Annotated in this window: 22 protein-coding genes and 1 tRNA gene; 13 read left to right on the forward strand and 10 right to left on the reverse strand. The window is 42.6% G+C overall.

The annotated features are described in order from the left end of the window. The first annotated feature begins 20 nt into the window (after nucleotides 1-20). Genes modA through ACP26M_RS21740 form a run of 3 tightly spaced genes read left to right on the forward strand, consistent with a single transcriptional unit; the run spans nucleotide 21 to nucleotide 2,107 of the window. The gene (gene modA, locus ACP26M_RS21730) at nucleotides 21-797 is read left to right on the forward strand and encodes a molybdate ABC transporter substrate-binding protein (RefSeq protein ID WP_426583228.1); all 777 of its coding nucleotides are present in this window, start codon (nucleotides 21-23) and stop codon (nucleotides 795-797) included. A 15-nt stretch (nucleotides 798-812) separates the two neighbouring features. Beyond that, nucleotides 813-1,484: a molybdate ABC transporter permease subunit gene (gene modB / locus ACP26M_RS21735; protein WP_426583230.1), complete on the forward strand. Its 672-nt coding sequence runs from the start codon at nucleotides 813-815 to the stop codon at nucleotides 1,482-1,484. Further along, the gene (locus ACP26M_RS21740; RefSeq protein WP_426583232.1) at nucleotides 1,481-2,107 is read left to right on the forward strand and encodes an ATP-binding cassette domain-containing protein; all 627 of its coding nucleotides are present in this window, start codon (nucleotides 1,481-1,483) and stop codon (nucleotides 2,105-2,107) included. The genes modB and ACP26M_RS21740 overlap by 4 nt, the downstream gene beginning before the upstream one ends. A 119-nt stretch (nucleotides 2,108-2,226) precedes the next feature. Here the strand turns inward: ACP26M_RS21740 and ACP26M_RS21745 are convergent, their stop codons facing one another. The 3 genes from ACP26M_RS21745 to ACP26M_RS21755 form a co-directional block, all read right to left on the reverse strand. Continuing rightward, nucleotides 2,227-2,856, reverse strand: a complete 630-nt coding sequence (locus tag ACP26M_RS21745; protein WP_091174856.1) for a hypothetical protein — start codon at nucleotides 2,854-2,856, stop codon at nucleotides 2,227-2,229. Between the two features lie 120 nt (nucleotides 2,857-2,976). Continuing rightward, nucleotides 2,977-3,255, reverse strand: coding sequence for a NifU family protein (locus tag ACP26M_RS21750; protein ID WP_426583235.1), 279 nt, complete (start codon nucleotides 3,253-3,255; stop codon nucleotides 2,977-2,979). Between the two features lie 31 nt (nucleotides 3,256-3,286). After that, nucleotides 3,287-4,375 (reverse strand): Mrp/NBP35 family ATP-binding protein, encoded by a 1,089-nt coding sequence (locus ACP26M_RS21755; protein WP_426583237.1) that lies wholly within the window; start codon nucleotides 4,373-4,375, stop codon nucleotides 3,287-3,289. Nucleotides 4,376-4,490: 115 nt separating this feature from the next. On the opposite strand from ACP26M_RS21755, the gene ACP26M_RS21760 reads away from it, so the two are divergent. From ACP26M_RS21760 to ACP26M_RS21775, 4 genes are all read left to right on the forward strand, one after another. Beyond that, entirely contained in the window at nucleotides 4,491-6,743 is a 2,253-nt protein-coding gene (locus tag ACP26M_RS21760) for a transglycosylase domain-containing protein (protein WP_426583239.1), read from the forward strand. A gap of 626 nt (nucleotides 6,744-7,369) precedes the next feature. Beyond that, nucleotides 7,370-9,253, forward strand: a complete 1,884-nt coding sequence (locus ACP26M_RS21765; protein WP_426583241.1) for a glycoside hydrolase family 30 beta sandwich domain-containing protein — start codon at nucleotides 7,370-7,372, stop codon at nucleotides 9,251-9,253. A gap of 41 nt (nucleotides 9,254-9,294) precedes the next feature. Then, a complete protein-coding gene (locus ACP26M_RS21770) occupies nucleotides 9,295-10,524 on the forward strand; it encodes a family 16 glycosylhydrolase (protein WP_426583243.1) in 1,230 nt (409 codons plus the stop codon). A gap of 65 nt (nucleotides 10,525-10,589) precedes the next feature. After that, nucleotides 10,590-11,483 carry a hypothetical protein gene (locus ACP26M_RS21775; RefSeq protein WP_426583245.1) on the forward strand — a complete coding sequence of 298 codons (894 nt, stop codon included), beginning with the start codon at nucleotides 10,590-10,592 and terminating at the stop codon, nucleotides 11,481-11,483. Between the two features lie 308 nt (nucleotides 11,484-11,791). On the opposite strand, the gene ACP26M_RS21780 is transcribed toward ACP26M_RS21775, so the two are convergent. The 4 genes from ACP26M_RS21780 to ACP26M_RS21795 all read right to left on the reverse strand — a co-directional run bounded on the left by ACP26M_RS21780 (nucleotide 11,792) and on the right by ACP26M_RS21795 (nucleotide 14,999). Next, nucleotides 11,792-12,622: an MlaD family protein gene (locus ACP26M_RS21780; RefSeq protein WP_426583247.1), complete on the reverse strand. Its 831-nt coding sequence runs from the start codon at nucleotides 12,620-12,622 to the stop codon at nucleotides 11,792-11,794. Further along, on the reverse strand, nucleotides 12,619-13,410 hold the full coding sequence (locus ACP26M_RS21785) for an ABC transporter ATP-binding protein (protein ID WP_426583249.1): 792 nt from the start codon (nucleotides 13,408-13,410) through the stop codon (nucleotides 12,619-12,621). Before ACP26M_RS21785 ends, ACP26M_RS21780 begins: the two co-directional genes overlap by 4 nt. A 1-nt stretch (nucleotide 13,411) precedes the next feature. After that, nucleotides 13,412-14,191 (reverse strand): MlaE family ABC transporter permease, encoded by a 780-nt coding sequence (locus ACP26M_RS21790; RefSeq protein WP_426583251.1) that lies wholly within the window; start codon nucleotides 14,189-14,191, stop codon nucleotides 13,412-13,414. A gap of 97 nt (nucleotides 14,192-14,288) precedes the next feature. Beyond that, a complete protein-coding gene (locus ACP26M_RS21795; protein WP_426583253.1) occupies nucleotides 14,289-14,999 on the reverse strand; it encodes a pirin family protein in 711 nt (236 codons plus the stop codon). Between the two features lie 83 nt (nucleotides 15,000-15,082). On the opposite strand from ACP26M_RS21795, the gene ACP26M_RS21800 reads away from it, so the two are divergent. From ACP26M_RS21800 to ACP26M_RS21820, 5 genes are all read left to right on the forward strand, one after another. Next, nucleotides 15,083-15,739, forward strand: a complete 657-nt coding sequence (locus tag ACP26M_RS21800; RefSeq protein ID WP_426583255.1) for an oxidoreductase — start codon at nucleotides 15,083-15,085, stop codon at nucleotides 15,737-15,739. Next, nucleotides 15,736-17,601, forward strand: coding sequence for an ABC-F family ATP-binding cassette domain-containing protein (locus tag ACP26M_RS21805; protein WP_426583257.1), 1,866 nt, complete (start codon nucleotides 15,736-15,738; stop codon nucleotides 17,599-17,601). Before ACP26M_RS21800 ends, ACP26M_RS21805 begins: the two co-directional genes overlap by 4 nt. Beyond that, complete coding sequence (locus ACP26M_RS21810) at nucleotides 17,601-17,846, forward strand: CBU_0592 family membrane protein (RefSeq protein WP_208102383.1); 246 nt, start codon at nucleotides 17,601-17,603, stop codon at nucleotides 17,844-17,846. The genes ACP26M_RS21805 and ACP26M_RS21810 overlap by 1 nt, the downstream gene beginning before the upstream one ends. A gap of 184 nt (nucleotides 17,847-18,030) precedes the next feature. Next, nucleotides 18,031-19,893: a tRNA uridine-5-carboxymethylaminomethyl(34) synthesis enzyme MnmG gene (gene mnmG, locus ACP26M_RS21815; RefSeq protein WP_426583260.1), complete on the forward strand. Its 1,863-nt coding sequence runs from the start codon at nucleotides 18,031-18,033 to the stop codon at nucleotides 19,891-19,893. 115 nt (nucleotides 19,894-20,008) lie between these two features. Beyond that, entirely contained in the window at nucleotides 20,009-21,649 is a 1,641-nt protein-coding gene (locus ACP26M_RS21820; protein WP_426583262.1) for an Ig-like domain-containing protein, read from the forward strand. On the opposite strand, the gene ACP26M_RS21825 is transcribed toward ACP26M_RS21820, so the two are convergent. After that, nucleotides 21,639-22,151 carry a gamma carbonic anhydrase family protein gene (locus tag ACP26M_RS21825; protein ID WP_354485252.1) on the reverse strand — a complete coding sequence of 171 codons (513 nt, stop codon included), beginning with the start codon at nucleotides 22,149-22,151 and terminating at the stop codon, nucleotides 21,639-21,641. The genes ACP26M_RS21820 and ACP26M_RS21825 overlap by 11 nt on opposite strands. A gap of 84 nt (nucleotides 22,152-22,235) precedes the next feature. Here ACP26M_RS21825 and ACP26M_RS21830 point away from each other — a divergent pair. Continuing rightward, nucleotides 22,236-22,308 (forward strand) — tRNA-Gly (locus ACP26M_RS21830). Between the two features lie 11 nt (nucleotides 22,309-22,319). On the opposite strand, the gene ACP26M_RS21835 is transcribed toward ACP26M_RS21830, so the two are convergent. Further along, a complete protein-coding gene (locus ACP26M_RS21835; protein WP_426583264.1) occupies nucleotides 22,320-22,796 on the reverse strand; it encodes a hypothetical protein in 477 nt (158 codons plus the stop codon). 40 nt (nucleotides 22,797-22,836) lie between these two features. After that, complete coding sequence (gene nadB, locus ACP26M_RS21840; protein WP_090532736.1) at nucleotides 22,837-24,429, reverse strand: L-aspartate oxidase; 1,593 nt, start codon at nucleotides 24,427-24,429, stop codon at nucleotides 22,837-22,839. Nucleotides 24,430-24,731: the final 302 nt, after the last annotated feature.

A 24,731-nucleotide genomic window follows, 5' to 3' on the forward strand; every position in this document is an offset into this window, starting at 1 on the left:
AGCTAAAAACTATAAAACCGATGCAAAGCGAACATTACAATACCGGGCTTAAAAAAAGCATTCTTTTTTTATTCGCCCTGCTATTTACAGCAAGCTTAACCGTAAACGCCCAAAATATCCGGGTGGCGGCAGCTGCTAACCTGCACCCGGCAATGGAGGTTTTACAAAAAGATTTTAAGCAAAAAACAGGAATTACTATTGATGTTGTTATAGGCTCATCGGGTAAGCTGGTAGCTCAGATCAGTAATGGAGCTCCGTTTGATGTGTTTCTATCGGCAGATATGGCCTTTCCCGAAACGCTTTTTAAAAATGGTTTTGCAAAGGAAAAACCGGTAGTGTATGCCTCGGGCAGCCTGATCATTTGCAGTACGCAAAACATTGGTTTTGAAAACTGGGAACGCCTGCTGCTTTCGGCAAGGATAAAAAAAATCGCCATAGCAAACCCGGCTATAGCACCTTATGGCAAAGCCGCCGAGCAATTGCTCGGGGATAAGGGGATTTTGGATGATGCCAAATCGAAGGCCGTTTATGGAGAAAGCATATCTCAGGTAAATACTTACATTACCACAGGCGTGGCCGATATCGGTTTCACTACCCAATCGCTGGTAAAGGAACTGGGAGATAAAACACCGCTGTTTTATACGGTCGTCGATCCCAAAACTTACGACCCCATACTGCAGGGCATGGTGATCCTGAAACACGGTGCGGCAAACCCTGCGGCCGGAAAATTTTACCGGTACATTTTAAGCCCGGCCGCTAAAAGTATTTTTAAAGCCTATGGTTATAGGGTACAATAATTTGTATTTTTATCGATGGACCTATCGCCCATATGGCTCACATTAAAATTAGCAGGCATCACCACGCTTTTGCTACTGCTTATCGGGCTGCCATTTGCCTGGTGGCTTTCAAGGGGAAGATCGTTTATCAAGATCATTTTCGAAGCAATTATTACTATGCCTTTGGTGTTGCCGCCATCGGTACTGGGCTTTTATCTGCTGCTGGCTTTTAGTCCGCAGCATGGTTTAGGGAAATGGCTGCATGACACTTTTGATGTGCAACTGGTTTTTTCCTTTCCGGGCTTGGTCCTGGCTTCGGTAATTTATAGTATGCCTTTTATGGTGGGTCCTGTAAAATCCGCTCTGCAGCAATTGCCGGTTTCATTAGCCGAAGCGTCATACACATTGGGTAAAACCGAATGGCAAACGTTCAGGTATGTACTGCTGCCCAACATCAAACCATCATTATTAACCGCCGCGGTTTTAACCTTTGCCCATACGCTGGGTGAGTTTGGTGTTGTGCTGATGATTGGCGGCAATATCCCTGGTATTACAAGGGTGGCATCCATCGCGGTGTACGATTCGGTAGAGAAGATGGACTATGCCTCGGCCAACAACTATTCGCTTATTTTATTTTCCATCACTTTTGTGTTGGTGATAGCTGTTTTTATGTTCAATAAATACCAGGCGAAAGGCCCCTTAGCATGATCAGCGTAGATATTGAAATAAAACTGAAAGCCTATCATGGCGGACAATTGCTGAAGATAAAACGGCAGTTTGTTTCCGGCAGCGTTACCAAAATTTGGGGGCCTTCGGGGTCCGGAAAAACCACATTGCTTAAAATGATAGCCGGTCTGTCAGCGCCCCGAAAAGGAAAGATCGTAGCGGACGGAATTACCTGGTTTGATGATGAACAACTGATCAATTTATCGCCGCAAAAAAGACATATTGGCTTCGTATTTCAAAACTATGCCCTGTTCCCGAACATGACGGTGCAGCAACACCTGGAGTATGCCAGCAATGATACCGACTGGATAAAGCGCCTGCTGCAATTGGGACAACTGGATAACTTTACCACTCACAAGCCCGATCACTTATCCGGCGGGCAACAACAGCGGCTGGCCATTTTGAGGGCATTGGCTACCAAACCCAAACTGCTTTTAATGGATGAGCCGTTTTCGGCATTGGATAGCAAGATGAAAACTTTGCTGATGGAAGAACTTAAGCCGCTGATTAAGCAATTGGGGGCCACAACAATTATTGTAAGTCATAATTTGCAGGAGTTGGAAATATTTGATGGTGAGGTAATGAATTTTGAGGGATTGGTTTAACCCTTCATAAGCATTCCGCCTCCGCTCGGCTCCAGCCGGGTGTCAACTATAAACGGCCTCTGGCCGCCGAAGTAGACATACTTAAGTTAATAGAAAAAGTGGTGGCGTTTAAACCTTGATTATTTACTACTCTTATCTCCGTCAGATATTGACTTGATGAGGCTACCCCATGCCAGCGGGTTTAACAGCGGATTGGGTGTAAGCGAGTGCGAATTCAGGATGCTGGTGTGCATAGCCTGCGCATTGGCCGATTGTATTTCCTGGGCATCGCGGGGCAAAGTGTTATACAAGGCCGATAGGGTTGCTTTGCTGATGTTTTTGCGGGCAATCTCCAAATCATCATCAGCAAGTTTTATAGCCAGGAAATCTTTTTTAAACTCATCAGTGGTGGCCCATGGAAACACGTGAAATGTAGGCAGGTTGATGATCTGCGCTTTCAGGGATACCTGGGTAGTATAACTTTCATTTGGCAGATTGGACGGGATAACCACGGTAACCGGGGCATAGCCAACGCAGGTGAAGCGAAGGGTATCGCGCTCATGTACTACAAATGAAAAGTATCCCTTATAGTTTGATACGTTAATAATATTATGTGCCGAAGTATTGGTAATGGTTACATAAGGGATAGTGATCTTTACGCTATCGGCATTATGTGTAATACCGGTAAACTGCACAACGGGGCGGTCTTTGCTTTGTGCAAAAGCGCCCATTGAAACAAATAACAGCAGTAAACCAAATAAATATTTCATAAAACCATTAACTACTTAGCTCAACATATATTACGCTGCGAGCGCCAAAATAGTTTTTAAACTTCATCAAAAATAAGTCATATCCCCCAATTGAACCGGGGATTTAACAAATCTTAACAACTACCTTAAATTTTCGGGAAGCACGGCATTGGGGTCATCAATGTCCGTTAGGTTTATGGCCTCAATGGCGGAAATTTCGGGCACAGCTTTTTTAATAGCCTGCTCAATACCTGCTTTAAGGGTCATGATACTCATTGGGCATGATCCGCATGAACCCAACAGCTTTAATTTAACGACATTTTCAGGAGTTATCTCCTCAACAGAAACATTCCCCCCATCAGCCTCCAAATACGGACGGATAGTATCTAAAGCTGCTTCAACCTGATTTAATAAACTCATTTTTATTAATTTATAACGTTATGTAAAGTTATTAATTATTTACAATATTTTCTGCACTCAATGCTTTGGCATTTGATATGGCCACCTGCTGGGCAACACGCTCGGCCATTTTCACAAAAGCAACGGTCATCGGGCCGTCTTCTTCAAGCACCGTTGGCTTGCCGGCATCGCCCGAATCACTGATGCCTTTAATCAGCGGGATTTCGCCCAGGAACGGAACATCAAGCAGTGCCGCCAGTTTTTGTCCACCGCCTTTACCAAATATGTAATACTTGTTTTCGGGCAGTTCGGCAGGTGTAAAGTACGACATGTTTTCAACCACCCCCAGTATAGGCACATTAATAGCTGGCATCATAAACATACCAATACCTTTTTTAGCATCGGCAAGGGCTACATTTTGCGGCGTGGTAACAATTACAGCGCCTGTTACCGGGAAGCTTTGCGTTACCGTGATGTGAATATCGCCTGTACCCGGCGGCAGGTCTATCACCAGGTAATCCAGCTCACCCCAGTCGGCATCATTGAACAGTTGTTTTACAGCGGTAGATACCATCGGTCCGCGCCATGGCACCGGCTGATTAGGATCGGTAAAGAAACCTATCGACAGCAATTTAATGCCGTATTTTTCAATCGGCTCAATTCGGGTTTTGCCGTCAACCTGGCTGGCCATAGGGCGCGCTCCTTCCAGCCCAAACATAATGGGTACCGAAGGACCGTAAATATCGGCATCGATCATTCCCACCTTTGCACCAGATTTCGCCAGACCCAAAGCAAGGTTTGCCGCAACCGTTGATTTACCAACACCACCCTTGCCCGAAGCTACGGCAATGATATTTTTTACACCCGGAACCCCGGTATTTTTTTGAGTAGTTACGCGCGAGGTCATGTTGATATTGATAACGGCCTCTTTGCTTACAAAATGCAGGATAGCATTACGGCAGGCATTCTCGATCATGGCCTTAAGCGGGCAGGCCGGCGTAGTCAGGATCACCGAAAAGCTAACGTTGTTGCCATCAATATGAATATCCTGGATCATGTTGAGCGTTACCAGGTCTTTTTTTAGATCCGGTTCTTCAACGTTGCCCAGTGCCTGTAAAACTTGTTCTTTAGTAATTGTCATAATATGAGGCAAATTTATGAAAACAGGTGGTTGATTAAGTTTATCAGGAAACAATTTGCAAAAACAACCGTTTGCAGGGGATAAGATTTAGTTTAGTTTTGGATAAAATTAACAAATGAAGCGCCTTAATCCTAAATATATACGCATAGCCGCATACATTCTCGTTCCCTTAATTCTTATTCTGCTTATCGGCGGATATGTTGCCTACTCAAAACGTGGAGCCCTGCTCGAAAAAGCCATTGACAAAGCTAAATTAAAAGCAAAGAGGGATTATAATTTAGATGTAAAAATAGGATCGGCAAAGTTTACGGGCCTCAGCACCGTTTCATTCTCGGATATCAGCATCGTACCGGATGGCCGCGATAGTTTGCTGAACATCAAAAATTTTGTGGTAAGTGTACGGATAATGCCGCTGGTGCTTGGTGAGGTAAAACTATCAGATGTGGTATTGCAGGATGGCTTCATTAGCCTTGTTAATAAAAACGGGGTCAAGAATTTCGATTTTCTTTTCAAAAAGAAAAAGGACTCAACAGCCACCGATACCAAAGCCGATTTGAGCCATCTTGCCGATAACCTGATCAACCAGTTGCTTTATAAGATTCCGGATAACTTATCGCTCCATAATTTCAGGATCAGTTTTAAGAGCGACAGCGATCAGCTCAAACTTTTAGCGCAAACCGCCCAGATCAAAGACGGGCAGCTGAGCTCAACCATAAAAGTTAATGACGGGGAAGCCACCTGGCATTTCGCCGGCAAAATGCATCCGTCGGATAAGGATATCGACGTAATGCTTTATGCCGATGGCAAAAAAGTAGAGCTACCTATCATTGAAAAGAAATTTAACCTGAAGCTTAATTTTGATACTCTGCAAACCAAACTTACCGAGGAAGACCACAGCAGCGGTGAAACCAGGATCTCGGGTTCATGGTCGGTTAAAAACCTGCTTATTCGCCATCCGGGCATTTCGTCTACTGATATTGTACTCCCTGCAGCAGCAATTGATGCTGATGTTAAAGTTGGTACTAATTACATATCTATCGATAGTACTTCGCTTATCCATATAAAAAAGTTAACCGCGCACCCATACGTTAAGTACACGCTTAACCCGGTAAAAATTTATGAGCTGAAGCTCAATACCGGCTGGCTTAATGCGACCGATATTTTCGATTCATTCCCTACCGGGATGTTTGATGCCCTTGACGGGATCCAGGTTGCCGGCAAGCTGAATTACCACATGAATTTTTACATGGATTCTTCAAAGCCCGACGATTTGATATTTGACTCGGGCATGGATAAAGATAATTTCCGGATCCTGAAATTTGGACGTACCGATTTAACCAAGCTTAACAGCCCATTTGTATATACACCATATGAAAAGGGCAAACCAATGGCCCCACACCTGATAGGCCCCGAAAACCCAGAGTTTACTCCGCTGCAGCAGATCTCACCCAATTTGAGAAACGCGGTAATGACGGCCGAAGATCCATCTTTTTACACCAACCATGGCTTTGTGATGGAAGCCATCCGCAAATCAATAGCTACCGATTTTAAAACAAAGAAGTACAAACGCGGCGGCAGCGGCATATCGCAGCAGTTGGTTAAAAACGCCTACCTGAGCCGGGAGAAAACCCTGTCGCGCAAAATAGAAGAGATTCTGATTGTATGGCTTATTGAAAATAACCGCATCATGACCAAAGACAGGATGCTGGAGGTTTACTTTAACATTATTGAATGGGGCCGTAATATTTACGGTATCGGCGAGGCTTCGCATTATTACTTTGGCAAATCGCCGTCTGAACTTAGTTTGGGAGAAAGTATTTACCTGGCCAGCATTGTCCCCTACCCTAAAGGCGGTTTATACGCTTTTCAGCCTGACGGTACCTTACGACCGGGACTGCATGGCTACTTTAACCTGATTGGTAAACTGATGGCTATGAAGGGTTATACCGCCCGGGATACCAATGCTTACGGATTTTACGAAGTGCGGTTAAGGGAAGGTCTGCGCCGCCAGATTGCCCCTGTTGATACTGCTACTGCCGATAGCCTTATGAAACAAGGCGGAGCAGATGACGATGGTATTTTACCAGTTGTTGAAGAGCCTGTAAAAAGGCCTAACTTTTTCCAGCGCCTTTTTGGTAAAAAAGATACCACCGAAGAAAAGGCTGAGGAAAAATTGAAACAAAAAGAACAAACGATAAAGGAGCAGATCAAAGCCCAGATAGAAGAACTTAAAGCCGAATATAAACTCAAGATTGACGCTGTGGATACCACCGGCGGCCGGACACGAAAAGACGTACGGCAGGAAAAACGGCGGCTGAAGGATGAAGAACGGGAAAAGGAAAAAGAACTGAAAGATAAGATGCCGTAACTGAGCGTAAATGAGACGCAAAAACGGACACTCTGCTCGACAGAATGTCCGTTTTTGCGTCTTCCCTTTTTTGGCGCAAGCCTTGTGCGGCTGGCATGAGAGATGATGACTTGTGCTTTCTGGAAAAAGTTAAAATTTATATGATACCTCAACCTACATTGTATCGTCCCAAACAGTTTACAGATTAATTCATATCTAAATATATCCGCGCATATATAGCCCGAGGCTACCATCCCCCCATTTTTTCCTTAAAATTAATTGTGAAGTAAGCGTATCACAAAAAAAATTTCATCGCAACAGAAACGTTGCACAGGCTATTTAAACTAATTTTTGCCCTTTTTAACACTGTGATGCAAGCGTATTAAATTATACATAATACACTATAAATCAATTAATTATGAACATTTTTCTTGATTGATCCGTTTAAATTACTGTAGATTTGTAATGCCAATTTTAAGCTACGCATAAACCTGCTTCATGGAAAACAGTAACGGTCGGGCGTATTTACCCTGACCAATGCTTTGATATTCTTAAGCAACAGTTAAATATTGTTACAAATATTGAATTGTTGCATAGGGGCTTATGTGATATTTTTTTGAATATCAATCAACTAAATAAACAACTCAATGAAAATCAATTACCAGTTAAAGCGGTTCGCAGTCCTCACCCTGCTCTCCACCGCTGCTTTTTACTCTTGTAAAAAGAATGTGAACAACAACGAAGCACCCAATCAAAAAACAAGCGGCACCGTAGCACGGGCCGCTAACGAAGTAGTGAATGCCTGGGTTACTACTGCCGATCAATCAAAGCTTTTACAGGCACAAGCCAGCTTTAATTTTAGTGCCGATGCCGGTACTAATGCAACAACTATTACAGTAGACGAAAACCAAACCTACCAGGGAATAGACGGTTTCGGCTTTACTTTAACCGGGGGCAGTGCCGGACTACTTAACGGCCTTGGCGCCAACCAAACCAATGTGCTTAACGAGCTTTTCGGCACAGCTAACGGCCAAATCGGGATCAGCTATATCCGGATCAGCATCGGTGCCTCCGATCTTAGCTCAAGCGATTTCACCTACAACCAAACGGCCGGCGATTTTAACATGAACAACTTCAGTATCAGCGCCGAAAACCAGGACCTGCTACCGATTCTGAAAAAGATCATAGCCATAAATCCGTCTATCAAAATTATAGCCACTCCCTGGACAGCCCCTACCTGGATGAAGGTGAACACCACCGGCAACAACGGCTACACAGGCGGCAGCCTCAATACAGCAGCGGGTTATTATGACGCCTATGCCCGCTATTTTGTAAAATACCTGCAGGCCATGCAGGCACAGGGGATTACCATTGATGCCATTACCCCTCAAAATGAACCGCTTAACCCATACAACAACCCAAGTATGGTAATGCAGCCGGATGAGCAGGCCAATTTTATTAAAAACAACCTCGGCCCGCAAATCAGGGCGGCAGGCTTTCAAACCAAAATCATTGCCTATGACCACAATACCGACAGGATTGATTATCCCGAAACCGTGTTAGCTGATGGCGGCGCCAATCCCTATGTTGACGGATCAGCGTTTCACCTGTATGCGGGCAATATCAGCTCACTAACCGATGTGCACAACGCCTATCCAAATAAAAACGTCTATTTCACCGAGCAATGGGTTGGCGCACCAAGCAATTTTGGCGGCGATCTGTCATGGCATGTTAATACACTCATTATTGGCGCTACCCGCAACTGGAGCCGCAATGTTTTGGAATGGAACCTGGCTTCCGACCCAAACAACAATCCGCATACACCGGGCGGCTGCAGTACCTGTTTGGGAGGTATCACTGTTAGCGGTACTTCTATTACCCGAAATGTTGGTTATTACATTATCGGTCATGCATCGCGGTTTGTACGCCCGGGCGCTGTGCGGATTTCTTCCAATTTATCGGGCAGTATCCAAAACGTGGCCTTCAAAAATTCTGACGGCAGCAAAGTACTTATCGCCCTTAACAATGGCTCATCAAGCGTAAGCTTTAAAGTTAAATGGGGCGCGGAATCTTTTACTTACACTTTAGCGGCGGGCGCTGTAGCAACCTTTAAATGGACAGGTACGCAATCAAGCGGTTCCGCTTCCGGAGCGCCTATCGGCTCAACCATAACCCTTAAAGGATTTAATAATCAGTATGTAAGCGGCGAAAATGGCACACAGGCCATGAACTGCAACCGCGCTATAGCCTCAGCATGGGAACAGTTTTTGGTTGTTGATGCCGGCGCGAGCAAAATAGCCCTGCAATCTATGAATAAATATGTATCGTCGGAAAACGGGACACAGGCCATAACCTGCAACCGCACAACCTTTGGCGACTGGGAAAAATTTGACTGGATCCCCACAACCGATGGTAAGGTTACCCTCCGCGGCAACAACGGCAAATTTATATCCAGCGAGAACGGTACACAACCCATGACCTGTACCCGTGCAACAGCATCAGGTTGGGAAGCTTTTGGTATAAACCAATAACTACTTACAAAACCAATCAATTATTTACCAATACTATCATTATGAAACAACTTTTAAATTTTGCGAAGTGTGCCGCTACTGCATCGGCATTCATGCTTTTAATTTCGTCCTGCAGCAAGGACCTGAACAAAACCTCACCTACCATTAAAACAGCCGATGAAACGGCAGGATCAACAACCACGCCAAGGGCAGGCACACTGCTATGGAGCGACGAGTTTAACGGCACCAGTGTTAACACCAACAACTGGAACATTGATAACGGCAACCCCAATGTCAATAATGAAAAAGAATATTACCAGTCGGCAAACGCCACGGTGTCAGGCGGTTTCCTTACCATTACTGCCCGCAAGCAATCCGTTGGAGGCCAGCCTTATACATCGGCCAAACTGACTACAGCAGGTAAATTCCAGCCAACCTATGGTCGTATTGAGGCAAGCATTAAGCTGCCGGCAGTACAAGGTACATGGCCCGCCTTCTGGATGCTGGGCGCAAACATCGGTACTGTAAACTGGCCGCAATGCGGCGAAATTGACATTATGGAGCAGGTAAACACCTCCAGTACTATTTTAGGTACCATGCACTGGTACAATAACGGCGGCCACGTACAATATGGAGGCAGCACTACCACCACGCCAACAGGTTTCCATACCTACGCGGTTGAGTGGGATACCAATTCTATTCGCTGGTATGTGGATAATACGCTGTATGTAACCGGTAATATTGCCAATAATATCAACAATACCGGCGCATTTCATAATCCGTTCTTTATTATCCTTAACCTGGCCATCGGCGGCGATTTGCCTGGTAATACCATTAACGATGGCGCTTTACCCTGCAACATGGTGGTTGATTACGTAAGGGTTTATGACCTGTCGGGCAGCAGCACAAACCCTCCTATTGGTCAAACTATCACTTTAAAAGGTTTTAATAACCAATATGTTAGCAGCGAAAATGGCACGCAAGCCATGAATTGTAACCGCGCCACGGCATCAGCATGGGAGCAGTTTACTGTAGTTGATGCCGGAGGCGGTAAGGTAGCTCTTCAGGCTATGGGTAAATACGTATCGAGCGAAAACGGCACACAAGCCATTACCTGTAACCGCACCACCATAGGCGATTGGGAAAAATTTGACTGGGTGCCTACCACCGATGGTAAAGTTACATTCAGGGGCAACAACGGCAAGTTTATTTCCAGCGAAAACGGTACACAGCCCATGACGTGTAACCGGGCAACGGCATCGGGCTGGGAGGCTTTTGGCGTAAACCAATAATTTAAAATGATATATTTAGCCTGCTCTTTTTAAAAGGGCAGGCTTACTTGCTATATAAACCTGCCATGAAAAAATTTACCGGCTTTTGCTTTCTGTGGTTAATAATAGGCTTGCATACGTTATATGCTCAGTCGGCCGGAAGCAAATTGGAGTTTAATCTTACCGATGGCTATCAGCGCGAGAATTTTCACTGGTCGATAGCCGGCAATAGCAATGGTCAAAGCCCCAATGTTTTTTCGGAGCTGAAATGGACAAAGCTGGGCGGGAAAAGTCTTGCTGCCTCATTACAATATAATGTATATCAACGATTTAAAATTTATGCAGATTACGCCCGGCAGTTCATAACCTCGGGTTCGGCAAATGATTCGGACTATAGCACCGATAACCGTACCGGTAATACCTATAATGAAACATTTGATGCTGGCAAAGGACATACAAAAGGCTGGGCGCTTGGTGCTGGTTATCAGTTAATTAATAATAATTGGCTTAACCTTACCCCTTATGCAGGATACAGTGATAACCGGCAGTCCCTTTATTTATATGGTAGTGGCAACCGCTTTCCGAACTTGAACAGCAGCTACCAAACCCGATGGAAAGGCGTATTCATTAAAGCCATAGCATCAATAAAACTCATTGAAAAACTGAAGTTTAATGCCGCTATCACCTATAACCAGGTAGGCTATAATGCCCTGGGCAACTGGAACCTCATTACCACTTTTCAACACCCGGTTAGCTACCGTCACCATGCTAATGGATATGGGTTAAATATGAACGGCGCATTGGCTTATTCAATCACAAATCAGATAGCCATTCAGGCTGGTGGCGGATACCTGCACTGGCAAACAGGTAATGGTACAGATGAGCTTTATCTCAATAGCGGCGAGGTGGATAAAACACAGATGAACGGGGCGTATAGGACTGGCTTTAGGGTATTTGGGGGCTTGAAGATTTCATTTTAATTATTTCAAAATCACCTGCGTTCGGTGCTGTATTAATCAATAACTATCTATATTACAGATAATTAATATCATACGCAGCTGTCTCCCCCCGGTTTATATCGCCAGCGCAGCTATAGATCGCCGAAAAGGTTCCACGTGGCACATTGGTGCAATTACGGGCATGAATTAAATATTTATTTTTCTTTTTGTAAGACTGGTATTTATCATTTAAATGGCATCGGTGGTGGCGATGAATGAACTAAACAAATTAGATCTGCATCACGTTACTACAATTATAATATTAACTTAATTAACTCATTATCAAATATTTAATTATTACCATTCTTCTTATCAGCAGCTTCCTTAGCAGCTTTTTCCTTCTGCTTCTGAGCTTCTTTGGCTGCTTTTTCTTTATCTTCCTGAATTTTTTCCTGCGCTTTGCGGATGCTGTCCTGCCTTTGTTGTTCGCGTTTCTTCTTCTTGTTAAAGAAACCTCTCAGCAAAAAGTTATGCTGGGCTGCGGTCAAATCTTCATTAAGCGTGTTAGTGGTTTTATGAACGGTTTTGATGGTAGTACGAGCCTGTTTAACGGTACCTTCCAGGTCGCGCGCCATTTTATCGCTGTTCAACAAACGGCCAATACTGCCCTGTCCATTATTAATCTTGGCGACTATGCCGGTTAAATTTTCAGTTAATGATTCGGCGTTATCGGCCACACGGGTAAGTTTATTAATGATCTTGTCCACATCAACCGGGTTTATCGAACTTAAACGGCCGCCGTCTTCAATCTCCTCGTGGCTTACAATGCCGCCGGGTGCAATTACTACCAGCTTATCCCCCATCAAACCATCGCTGCCAATACTGAGCTTCGAGTCTTTCTTGATAAACTTTTTAACGCTTTTATTCAGTGTAAGGTCAACCCGTACCGAGCTATCGGTTACGATATTAATAGATTGTACCACTCCCACGTTAATACCTGCAAAACGTACATTGTTGCCCACCTGCAAACCGCTTACATTTTTAAACCGTCCATAAACATGAAAGGTAGAATTGAACAGGCTTTTTTGGTTGCCTATTAAAAATACAGCTACCAACAGCACTGCCAATCCTAAAAAGGTGAACAGGCCTATTTTTATTTTTTGAGAAGACGTGGTTTTCATGCTGATACGTTAAAAAATGATCTGACCATTTCGTTATCTGATTTTTCGAGCTCTTTGTACGAGCCCTCGGCTATATATTTACCATCATCCATTACCAGGATCCGGTCGGCCGTAATGCGGGCACATTCCATGTCGTGGGTAATAATGACAGATGATATCTCATACTTCCTTTGCAGCCGGTTAATCAGTTCACTGATCTCGCGGGATGTTATAGGATCAAGCCCGGTAGTGGGCTCATCATACAACATAATTTCGGGGTTAACGATCAGTGTACGGGCCAGTCCTACCCTTTTACGCATCCCGCCCGACAGATCTGACGGCATTTTATCTATGGCATCAAGCAAACCAACGGCATCCAGTACACCTTCAACCTTTTTATTAATTTCTTTCTGGTCTTTCAGCTTCAATACCCTGGTAAGCGGAAACTCCAGGTTATCCCTAACCGTCATGGAATCATACAATGCCCCGCCCTGAAAAAGGAAGCCTATCTTTATCCTAAGCTGTTTAAGCTCATCATCATCCATGGTGGTAATGTCTTCACCAAATACTTCCAGGCTGCCGCCATCGGGCTGTAACATGCCTACAACGCACTGAATAGTAACCGATTTTCCCTGCCCTGATTTCCCCAGTACAACGATATTTTCACCCTTTTTTAAATCAAAACTGATATCCTTAAGCACCTGCTTTTTACCAAAGGATTTTTTGATCCCCTTAGCACGGATCACCACTTCTTCTTTTTGAGTTGATGGTTCCTTTTCGGCTTCGGTATGATGGTTTGTTTCTTTCATCTCATTTATAAAATAACAAACTGGTGATCTGAACGGCTATCGCATCAATAATAAAAATCCACAAAGAGGCCGTTACCACTGCCGAGTTTGCAGCAATGCCTACGCTTTCAGTGCCTTTATCCGAGTGATAACCTTTATAACATCCCACAAAACCAACCGCAAACCCAAAAAGCACCGTTTTGGCAACAGCAGGCAGCAGATCCGAAAAATCAAGCGAGGCTATGCATTTATTGAAATAAAGGGAAAAACTTATACTATCGGTAAAATTGAGCGCCAGGAAACCACCAAAAAGCCCAATAGCATCGCCTATAACGGTTAACAGCGGAATCATAAAGCTGGTTGCCAGGATGCGCGTTACCACCAGGTATTGAACCGGGTTTGCACCCGATACTTCCATGGCATCAATCTGTTCGGTAACTTTCATACTGCCCAGCTCGGCGCCAATACTTGAAGCTATTTTGCCTGCACATATGATAGCGGTGATCACGGGCCCTATTTCCCGTACCAGTGATACCGAAAGGGTTTTAGGCAGCATACTTTCGGCACCAAGCTCAACCAGCGACGGCCTGAGCTGCAAAATAAGCACCAGCCCCATAATGAAAGAGGTAATACCCACCAGCATCATAGACCGATAGCCTATTTCGTAGCATTGCCTTACAAACTCCGACCATTCAAAGCCGCCGGTAAATATATTGCGGAAAAAACGCGTGAAGAACAATACATAGTCACCCATGCCTTCCAGCCATTTCCTCCATCCGCTTAGTTCCTGCTGTGCTTCCATCAGTGAATCTTAAATTATAGTAAACAACAACAAAGCAATGCTCAATTGTTTTTGAACTTTCAATAATATTCACTTTATGGATTCAGGTAAGTACTGATTATGACATCGGTACGTCAATGATCAGGAAACGGGAGGGCTCTTCGGTTATAATTGTAAGTGAACTTGTATCATAAACGCCCAGCGCATCTTTTTTGTTTAAAACCTGGCTGTTTATTTTAGCTGCTCCATCCAACACAAACACGTAAGCGCCATTGCCTTTGGTTTTAATATCATAATTTATTGTTTGCCCCGCCTCAAACTCACCCATCGAAAACGTGGCATCCTGGTTTATCCAAAGCGTGTTTTCACTTTTTTCTGGCGAGATCAGCGTAGTGAGCTCATTCAATTTAAAACGGTCTTTAAAACTCATCTGATCGTAACGGGGCTGGATATTTCTTGCTTTAGGAAAAAGCCAGATCTGCAGCGTATTTGCCGCTTCTTTATGCGAGGCATTATACTCTGAGTGGTATACACCGGTACCTGCCGACATTACCTGTACCTCACCTGCATTAACTACCCCGGCATTGCCCATACTATCTTTATGCTGTAACCCTCCTTTTAAAGGAATGGTGATAATTTCCATATTATCATGCGGATGGCTTCCAAAACCGCGGCCCGCAGCAATAATATCATCATTCAAAACGCGCAGCGCTCCGAAATTCATTTTTTCGGGATTATAATACGATGCAAAACTGAAGGAAAAATTGGCCTTTAACCAGCCTATATCGTTATGTCCCCGTTCTGATTCGGGATAAAATATTGTTTTCATGTTACTATATAATTATATGTTTAAACGCACAATATTTATTCCACAATTTAATTATGTGTAATTTTGCAAAAAATCAATAAGTAATGGCAAAAAAAGCTGTTATTGCAGGCTCAAGCGGACTTATTGGCAGTCACCTCCTGCAAATTTTATTGGAACAAGCCTATTATGATGAAGTATTGATCCTGGTAAGAAAAAAACTACCACTACAGCATCATAAATTAAAACAGCTTGTTATCGACTTTGAACAGCCCGAAACATATAAAAACGAGCTGAATGGCCACGCTTTATTCTGCTGCTTAGGGTCGACAAAGAAGAAAACACCTGATTTGGCTGTCTATCGCAGGATAGATCATGATTACCCGTTATTACTGGCACAATTGGCTAAGCAAAACGGGCTTGAACAATATCATTTGGTATCCTCCATTGGAGCCGATATAAATGGTGTTAACTTCTATACCAAAACTAAAGGGGAAACCGAGGCCGATATAACAGCTACGGGTATCCCCGCTATTCATATTTACAGGCCATCTTTTTTAGCCGGCGACAGGCAGGAAAGCCGACCAATGGAAAAGTTTTTAAACGGCTTAATGAAAGTTATAAATCCATTGCTTTTTGGAAGCTGGAAAAAATACCAAAGCATTGATGCCTCAACCGTTGCCATGGCCATGTATCTACAATCAACAAAACAAACGACTGGTGTATTTATATACGAGTCGGATAAAATAAAACAACTATCGTGAGTACTTATCTTTCTGCCGAGAACCTTGGCCATCAATTTCATGACAACTGGTTATTTAAAAATGTAACCATAGGTATTAACCGCGGCCGTAAGGTTGCGCTTGTAGGCGTTAATGGTGCCGGCAAATCAACCCTTCTAAAAATATTGGGCGGTACTATAAAACCTACCGAAGGCAAAGTAGTGCAAGCCCGCGACCTTAATATGGGTTACCTGGAGCAGGACCCTAACTTTAAAAACGCGGTTACCATCAGCGATTATATTTTTCATGCCGATGATGTACAGCAGCAGCTCATCCGCAGATATGAGGAATTGATGGAGAATGATCCTGAAAATACCAAAGCCATTGAAAAGGTAATGGAAGAGATGAGCGAGGTTGATGCCTGGGAGTATGAGTACAAAATCAAAACTATTTTAGGCCGGTTAGATATACATCATCTAAATCAGCATATCACTACCCTATCGGGTGGGCAAAAGAAACGCTTGGCTTTAGCCAAGCTGCTTATTGAAGATCCGGAAGTTTATATACTGGATGAGCCTACCAACCACCTGGATATTGATACTATAGAATGGCTAGAGAAATTACTCACTGAAGGCAATAAAACCATATTGATGGTTACGCACGACAGGTACTTCCTGGATAACGTATGTAATGAGATATTGGAGATTGATAGGGGCAAAATTCAACCGTACAATGGCAGCTACGGCTATTACCTTGAAAAGAAAGCCGAGCGTGAAGCAGCAGACGAAGCGGCATTTCAGAAAAACTCCAACCTGTTGAGGAAAGAGCTGGAATGGATGCGCCGCCAGCCCCAGGCACGTGGTACTAAGTCTAAAGCACGTATTGATGCTTATTACGACCTGGAAGAAAAAACAAAGAATGGCGGGATCCGTGACAAAGTCGAGCTGAGCGTTAAAACAGCGCGCCAGGGTAATAAGATCATGGAAATGGATCACCTGTATAAATCATTCAACGGTAACACTTATATCAATAATTTCAGTTATATATTTAAAAAGGGCGACAGAATTGGTTTGGCCGGGAAAAATGGCAGCGGTAAATCTACCCTGTTAAATATCATTACCGGTGCCTTACAACCAGATAAAGGAACTGTAGTTAAAGGAGAAACCACAGTAATAGGCTATTTCCACCAGGCAGGGATTACTTTTAAGGAAGATGAGCGTGTAATTGATATTGTAAAAAACGTAGCAGAATTTATTACCATGGCCGACGGTAAAACTATTTCGGCTTCCGCATTACTTACGTTGTTCCTCTTCCCTCCTGCCAAGCAGTATGGATTTATATCAAAACTAAGCGGTGGTGAAAAGAAACGCCTGCAACTGATGAGCATCCTAATGAAGAATCCTAACTTCCTGATACTGGATGAGCCTACCAATGATCTGGATATCGATACCTTAAACGTATTGGAAGAATTTTTAACCAACTACGGAGGTGTATTGATGATGGTATCGCACGACAGGTATTTGTTAGATAAGCTAACCGACCAGCTTTTCATTATGGAAGAAAAGGGCCATGTACGCATCTTTAATGGTAATTACTCGTCATACAGACTTGAACTGGAAGAAGCAAAAAAACAAGCAAAAAAACCCGCTACTGTAGCCCAAACAACTGCTCCAGCGGCTAAAAAAAGTAAGTTAAGCTATAAAGAAGCCAAAGAATTAGAAAACATTGAAGGCGAGATCAACGCCATTGAGACAAATATAAAAGATAAAAACGAACAACTGAACGCTTCAGGTATTGATCCTAAAAAGCTTGATGAAATACTAAAGCAAATAGAGGTTTTAAACAAGCAACTGGACGATAAAAGCGCCCGTTGGATGGAATTAACCGAGCTAAACGAAGGATAATGAAGGCATCGGATATTATAGCATCAATAGGAGTAATTATACTTTTAATAGCATTTCTGTTAAATTTAACTAAGAAGTTACCTACCGAAAGCAAGCTTTACAGCCTTTTAAACCTTATTGGCGCAGGCACCTGTTGCTATGCATCATATATGGTAAACTTCTACCCTTTTGTGGTGTTAGAGGGCGTTTGGGGGTTTGTAGCTTTAATATCATTATTCAGGGTTCCACGTGGAACATCTGTTTAATTGAGGTAATTTTGCAGTTAAGTCTGAAATTCTAAACAGTAAGTTGAAAGTACCAACGAGAAAATCAACGTAAATAAAATTAAAGTTCCACGTGGAACAAACTTGAATTGAAGTACCATTAAGTCAACATAAGACTTAAAACCTGTGACTCAAGACTTACCAAAAGTGGAACAAGGAGGATAAAATGTTTAAGAAATATAATGTAATAGTGGTGGGTGCCGGGCACGCAGGCTGTGAAGCTGCGGCTGCCGCTGCTAATTTGGGTTCATCAGTTTTACTGATAACCATGAATATGGGTACCATTGCACAGATGAGTTGTAACCCTGCCATGGGTGGTGTTGCTAAGGGACAAATAGTGCGGGAGATAGATGCTTTGGGTGGATATTCGGGCATTATAACTGATAAAACATCTATCCAGTTCCGGATGCTTAATCAATCAAAAGGCCCCGCGATGTGGAGCCCGCGTGCTCAAAGCGACCGTATGCGGTTTGCCGAAGAGTGGCGTTTATCATTAGAACGCACCCCTAACGTTGACTTCTGGCAGGACACTGTCACCTCTCTCCTGGTAAAAAACAATAACGTTACAGGTGTACGCACTTCTATAGGCATAGAAATTGAAGCAGATGCTGTAGTATTAACTAACGGAACCTTCCTGAATGGTGTGATCCATATAGGCGAAAAAAGATTTGGCGGAGGCCGTACAGGTGAAAAAGCAGCTACAGGTTTAACCGAGCAATTGGTTGAATTAGGCTTTGAAGCAGGCCGCATGAAGACCGGTACCCCACCCCGCGTGGATGGCCGAAGCCTTAACTACAGCTTGATGGAAGAACAGTGGGGCGACACAGTAAGAGGCAAATTTTCCTTTACCGATGTACCGTTTATAGAAGAACAGCGTTGCTGCTGGATTACCTATACCAATACCGATGTACACGAAACATTGAAAGAAGGCTTTGAAAGATCACCCATGTTTACTGGTCGGATCAAAGGTTTAGGTCCACGTTATTGCCCTTCAATTGAAGATAAGATCAACCGCTTTGCCGAGCGCGATCGCCATCAGATTTTTGTTGAACCGGAAGGTTTAAATACTGTCGAGATCTACGTAAATGGTTTCTCTACTTCGCTGCCAGAGGACGTACAATACAAAGCACTCACCAAGATCCCGGGCTTTGAGAACGCAAAAATGTTCAGGCCGGGTTATGCTATTGAGTACGATTTCTTCCCTCCTACACAATTAGGTTTAACCTTAGAAACTAAACAGATCAGCAACCTGTACTTCGCCGGCCAAATCAATGGCACTACCGGTTATGAAGAGGCAGCCTCACAAGGCTTCATTGCGGGCATCAATGCGCATCAAAAAATTAATGATAAACATGAATTGATCCTGAAAAGAGCAGAATCATACATTGGTGTTTTGATAGACGATTTGGTAACCAAAGGTACCGAGGAGCCATACAGAATGTTTACTTCCAGAGCCGAACACCGGTTGTTATTGCGCCAGGATAATGCAGATATCAGGCTCTCTCCTATGGGTCATGAATTAGGATTGATCAGCGATGAGCGTTTGGAAAAAGTAAATCAAAAGATAAAAAACTCAGATGATATTGTGGCTTATACCAAAAGTAAGTCCATCGATCCATCAACAGTTAACAGCCTGATGGAAGAGTTAGGTACCAGTCCGCTTGCACAAAGCACCAAACTATTCAATTTGTTGAGCCGCCCACAGGTAACCTTTAATGATCTTAAAACTGCCGACGCTCCTTTAGCCGAGTTACTTTCGGCCTATGATAAAGAAACTATCGAGCAGGCTGAAATAAAAATCAAATATGAGAGTTATTTCATCAAGGAAATGGAGATAGTTGACCGGATGAAAAAAATGGAAGACCGCGAGATCAATCCAAATTTTGATTATCACACTTTGGTATCGCTCTCCAAAGAGGCACGCGAAAAATTGATGAGGATAAAACCACGCACTTTGGGTCAAGCTTCCCGAATATCGGGCGTTTCACCTTCTGATATTTCAGTTTTGATGGTTCACGTATCGAGATAAAACGTAAATACCTGATAATTAATTAATTATAAAAAGTCCTTTAAAATCAATTATTTTCATTTTTTAATAGTAATTCTCATAAAAACATAAAAATCGCTTATATCGCCTAAAAACTATGTTAAACACAAAAACGGCTATTTTTTACAAAAATTCAATACTGATTTTTATTGTTTTATTCATTTTTGGATGCGCAGCCCAACAACCACCGCAAGGAGGCCCGCGCGACCAGACCCCGCCAAAATTGGTGAAGGCAATTCCAGGAAATAAAACCCGGAATTTTGCTGCGAAACAAATCGACCTGGAATTTGACGAATTCATCAAACTCACTAACGCTTACCAGGAAATCAGCATGAGCCCGGCCATGGAAAAGCAACCCGAGTATTCATCAAACAAAAGGAAACTAAAAATTGAGTTTAAGGACAGCCTTCAAAAAAATACTACCTACGTTATCAACTTTGGAAAGTCAATACAAGATGTAAATGAAAGTAACATCCTTAAAAATTTCACTTATGTTTTCTCGACAGGTAACCATATCGACTCCCTGAACATTACTGGTTCAGTAACTAATACCCTCACCCAGGAAAAAGAGAAAGATGTACTGGTATTTATTTTCCCGGTGAAGCAGGACACACTCTTCGGGAAAAAGAAGCCGTCTATTTTTGCCCTCACCGATTCGTCAGGAAATTTCGCTTTGAATAATTTAAGGGAAGATGACTATCGCATCTATGCCTTAAAAGAAGCAAGCCCCGATAAAATTTTTAACCGCGATGAAGAGCTGATCGCTTTCCTGAAAAAACCAATTCATCTCCGGGCCGATACTTCGAACGTCCAATTAAACTTATTCAAGCAAGATCCTGAAAAATTCAGGGTATCCGAAAAACGTTTTGATACTGATGGTAAGTTATTACTGGTATTTAATAAAGGGCTGACACAGCCGGCTATCAAAGTAATTTATCCTGCCAATGTGGATGACAGAAAACAGGTATCGTTTTCACGTACAAAAGATACGGCATCTGTTTATCTGCGTAATATGAACTTTGACTCCCTGCGTGTGGCCATTTTTGACAAGGGCAAACCTATAGATACCATCTATCAGCTTAAACGTAAAAATGAAAGCTTTACACGTGTTGTAACAACAAGCTATAACATGGGTAATGACAGTAAATTAAAACCCGGCGGCAATTTGGTGATCACGGCAAGCATCCCCATCGAAAACTTCGACCAATCGCAAATTACCTTAAACGAAGATTCTGTAGCTACAAGCGATTACACCATCCAAAAAGATACAGGCAACTATAAATTGCTCAATTTAAAATATCGATGGCGGGAAAGCAGTAAATATGAGTTGGTATTGAATGAAGGCGCATTGACTGATATTTATGGCGATAAAAACAAACGCCTGTCCAAAAAATTCCAGATCAATAAACTGGATAATTATAGCCAGCTTACAGTAAAGCTAACTGTACCTGATACCTCCAAGGCCTATGTGGTTGAGTTATTAAGTGAAGACAAAAAATTAATTCAAAGCGACCCTATAACCAAAAACACTTCATTGGTATATAAAGGGATTCTGGCCGCTAAATACTATGTGAGGATTATTTACGACGAAAATAAAAACGGCAAATGGGATAGCGGGAACGTACGTTTGAAGCGACAACCCGAAAATATCTGGCTAAATGAAAAGCTCATCACCCTGAGGCCAAACTGGGAAGCGGAGGAGCCGGTGACTATTCCAAAAGAAAAGGTTACTCCTTAAACCAGCCCGAATACATGATATAATTTTGAGGCAACTGCTTCAACATAGCCCTTTGCTCATCAGTAAGGGGCTTTATTTTTTTTGCGGGGATACCGGCATATAGATATCCAGATTCGCATATGGTGTTTTCCAGCACTACAGCGCCTGCAGCAATGATCACAAACTCGTTTACAACCGCATGATCCATTACAATAGCGCCCATGCCTACCAAAGTATGATCGTGCAAAGTACAGCCGTGTACAAGCGCGTTATGCCCAATAGAAACATTATTGCCAATATTAGTCGCCGCTTTTAAGTAAGTAGCGTGGATCACAGCACCATCCTGAATATTGGTATTATTACCGATTTTTATATAATGCACATCCCCCCTGATAACCGCATTAAACCAAACCGAGCAATTATCACCCATTACCACATCCCCTACTATAGTACAGTTTTCGGCAATAAAACAATCCTTACCCCAAACCGGGCTTTTATCTTTTACAGGCAGAACTAATGGCATAAATTAATTATTAAATTATAATTTAAAAATCCGAAATCTAAATTCCGAAATCCAAAATTTTAGTTATGTTTGGATATATTATAAGCGAAAATAGCTCAGTCGGTAGAGCGTCAGTTTCCCAAACTGAAGGCCGCGGGTTCAAATCCCGTTTTTCGCTCACTTAAATTGTTACCAAAACTTCCACCAACTCTTATCCTTCTTATTTATATCCCAATAACACTCATCGAAAGGTTCATTGGTAAAATCCTTAGTTAATTGATGGCCATATACATAAATTGAATCCTCTTCTCCATTTTCAAATCTCTTCATTACTCTTTGTACAGGAAAAATTACTCCCCCATCAGGTAGGGTAATCGACATAGTAACTTCTCCATCGGCGGCTTCATCATCTGTAAATAAAACAGCGTCGGGAACCTGTTTCTTAATAGTTTCAATAATATAAGAAGCTATAGAGAATATTGTGCTACCCAATCTATTGACCAACCGCCCTCCACGTTTTGCTTTTCCAGGGACAGAATGCTTATTGAAAAACTTATCTATTTCGATAAAACTTCTAATAGAATAATCGAGTGTTAAACCCTCAGCGGCAAAAACCTTAATAATCCAATCAGATTGAGTTTTAATATCTTCTTTAAGAGTCCCCATAAGATGTTTTATATACCACAAGATACATAAATTATGTTATCTAAAACACCGTATCCTGCACCTGCTCAGCATGTTCAGGATAATCAGTAGTATAATGTAATCCCCTGCTTTCTTTACGTAACATAGCCGATTTTACGACAATAAACGATACTTGGATCAGATTACGCAGCTCGCAAAGTTTAACCGATAGCTTAGTTTTCTTATAGAAATCTTCAGTTTCCTCGTATAATAATTTTAACCTCCGCAGAGCCCTGTCCAGCCTGAAATCGGAACGAACGATACCAACGTAGTCATTCATCAGCTTCTGCATTTCGCGTACGTTGTGGGTAACCAGGATATCTTCGTTTGACAGCTGCACGCCCTTCTCATCCCAATCCGGGATATTATCAGGGATTACATTATTTTCAAAATTCTTAATTGCATCCTCGTAGATCCTGTGTGCAAAAACCAACGCCTCCAATAGCGAATTTGAAGCCAAACGATTAGCGCCATGCAGGCCTGTTGATGAACATTCGCCGCAGGCATACAACCTTAATATAGACGACTGCCCAACATGATCAACCATTATACCGCCGCACATATAATGACAAGCCGGCGCAACAGGGATCATATCTTTGGTCATATCGATACCAATCTCCAGGCATTTAGCATAAATATTAGGAAAATGGTTCAGGATATCTTTTTTACTGCGATGCCTTACATCTAAATAAACAAAGTCTTCGCCCGATTTTTTTATCTCAGCATCAATAGCCCTTGCCGTTATATCACGTGGAGCCAATGATTTACGCTCATCGTATTCGTGCATAAACTCTTCACCGTTAGTACGCTTCAACACGCCGCCAAAACCGCGTACAGCTTCTGATATGAGGAAAGAAGGATACTCGCCGGGATTATACAAAGCTGTTGGATGGAATTGCATGAACTCCATATTACGTACCTTACCTTTAGCACGATAAACCATAGCAATACCATCACCAGTAGCGATTGTTGGATTTGTGGTAACCGCATAAATATGCCCGGCACCACCAGCAGCCATTACCGTAACTTTAGATAAGATCTTCTCTACAATCTTAGTTTCGGTATTAAACGCATAAATCCCGAAACAGGTAATATCAGTACTTGATTTACCTACCAGCTCGCCCAAATGGTGCTGCGTAATTAAATCAACCGCAAAATAATGTGTAAGTATCTCAATATTAGGGTTTTTATGAATTTCCTCTAAAAGTGAACGCTCTATCTCCCAGCCAGTTACATCTTTGTAATGTAACACACGAAACTCGGAGTGCCCCCCCTCTTTAGCCAGGTCATAAACACCCTCGTTTGTTTTATCGAAATTAGTTCCGTAATCAATAATTTCATTGATGCGCTCGGGCCCTTCTTTAACAACTGCTTCAACAACTTCGCGGTCGCAAAGCCCATCGCCACTTATTAAGGTATCCTGGATATGCTTTTCAAAAGAATCTTCTTTTTTATCCACAACCACCGCAACGCCCCCCTGGGCATATTTGGTGTTGGATTCGTCTTCGTTAGATTTTGTAACTATCAGTACCTTACCATGCTTCGCGGCTTTGAGCGCAAAACTTAATCCGGCTATCCCTGAACCCACTACAAGGAAATCAACATTTCGGGTCATATTTTAGATGAATGTGTGTAAAAGTAGTACTAATGTTAATAACAGCTGTATAACCTGTTAAGTTTATGTAAACAAAAAGTGAAAAATAGTTTACAGTGTGTATAACTCCCTTTCTCAGGTCGAATATCAATATTTTTTGAGCGACTTTTACGACGCTTTAGTCATAAAGCTAACATTTTGTCAACCCTGAAAATATTAACATAAAACTTTTTTAAATAAAAATTGATTGTCATAGATATCTAAAAATCAGCATGCTTTTTGGTGGATAAATGTTTATAAGTGTTAATAAATTGTGAAAACTA

Source organism: Mucilaginibacter sp. R-33 (assembly GCF_049949235.1).
In the GTDB taxonomy this organism is placed as follows: domain Bacteria; phylum Bacteroidota; class Bacteroidia; order Sphingobacteriales; family Sphingobacteriaceae; genus Mucilaginibacter.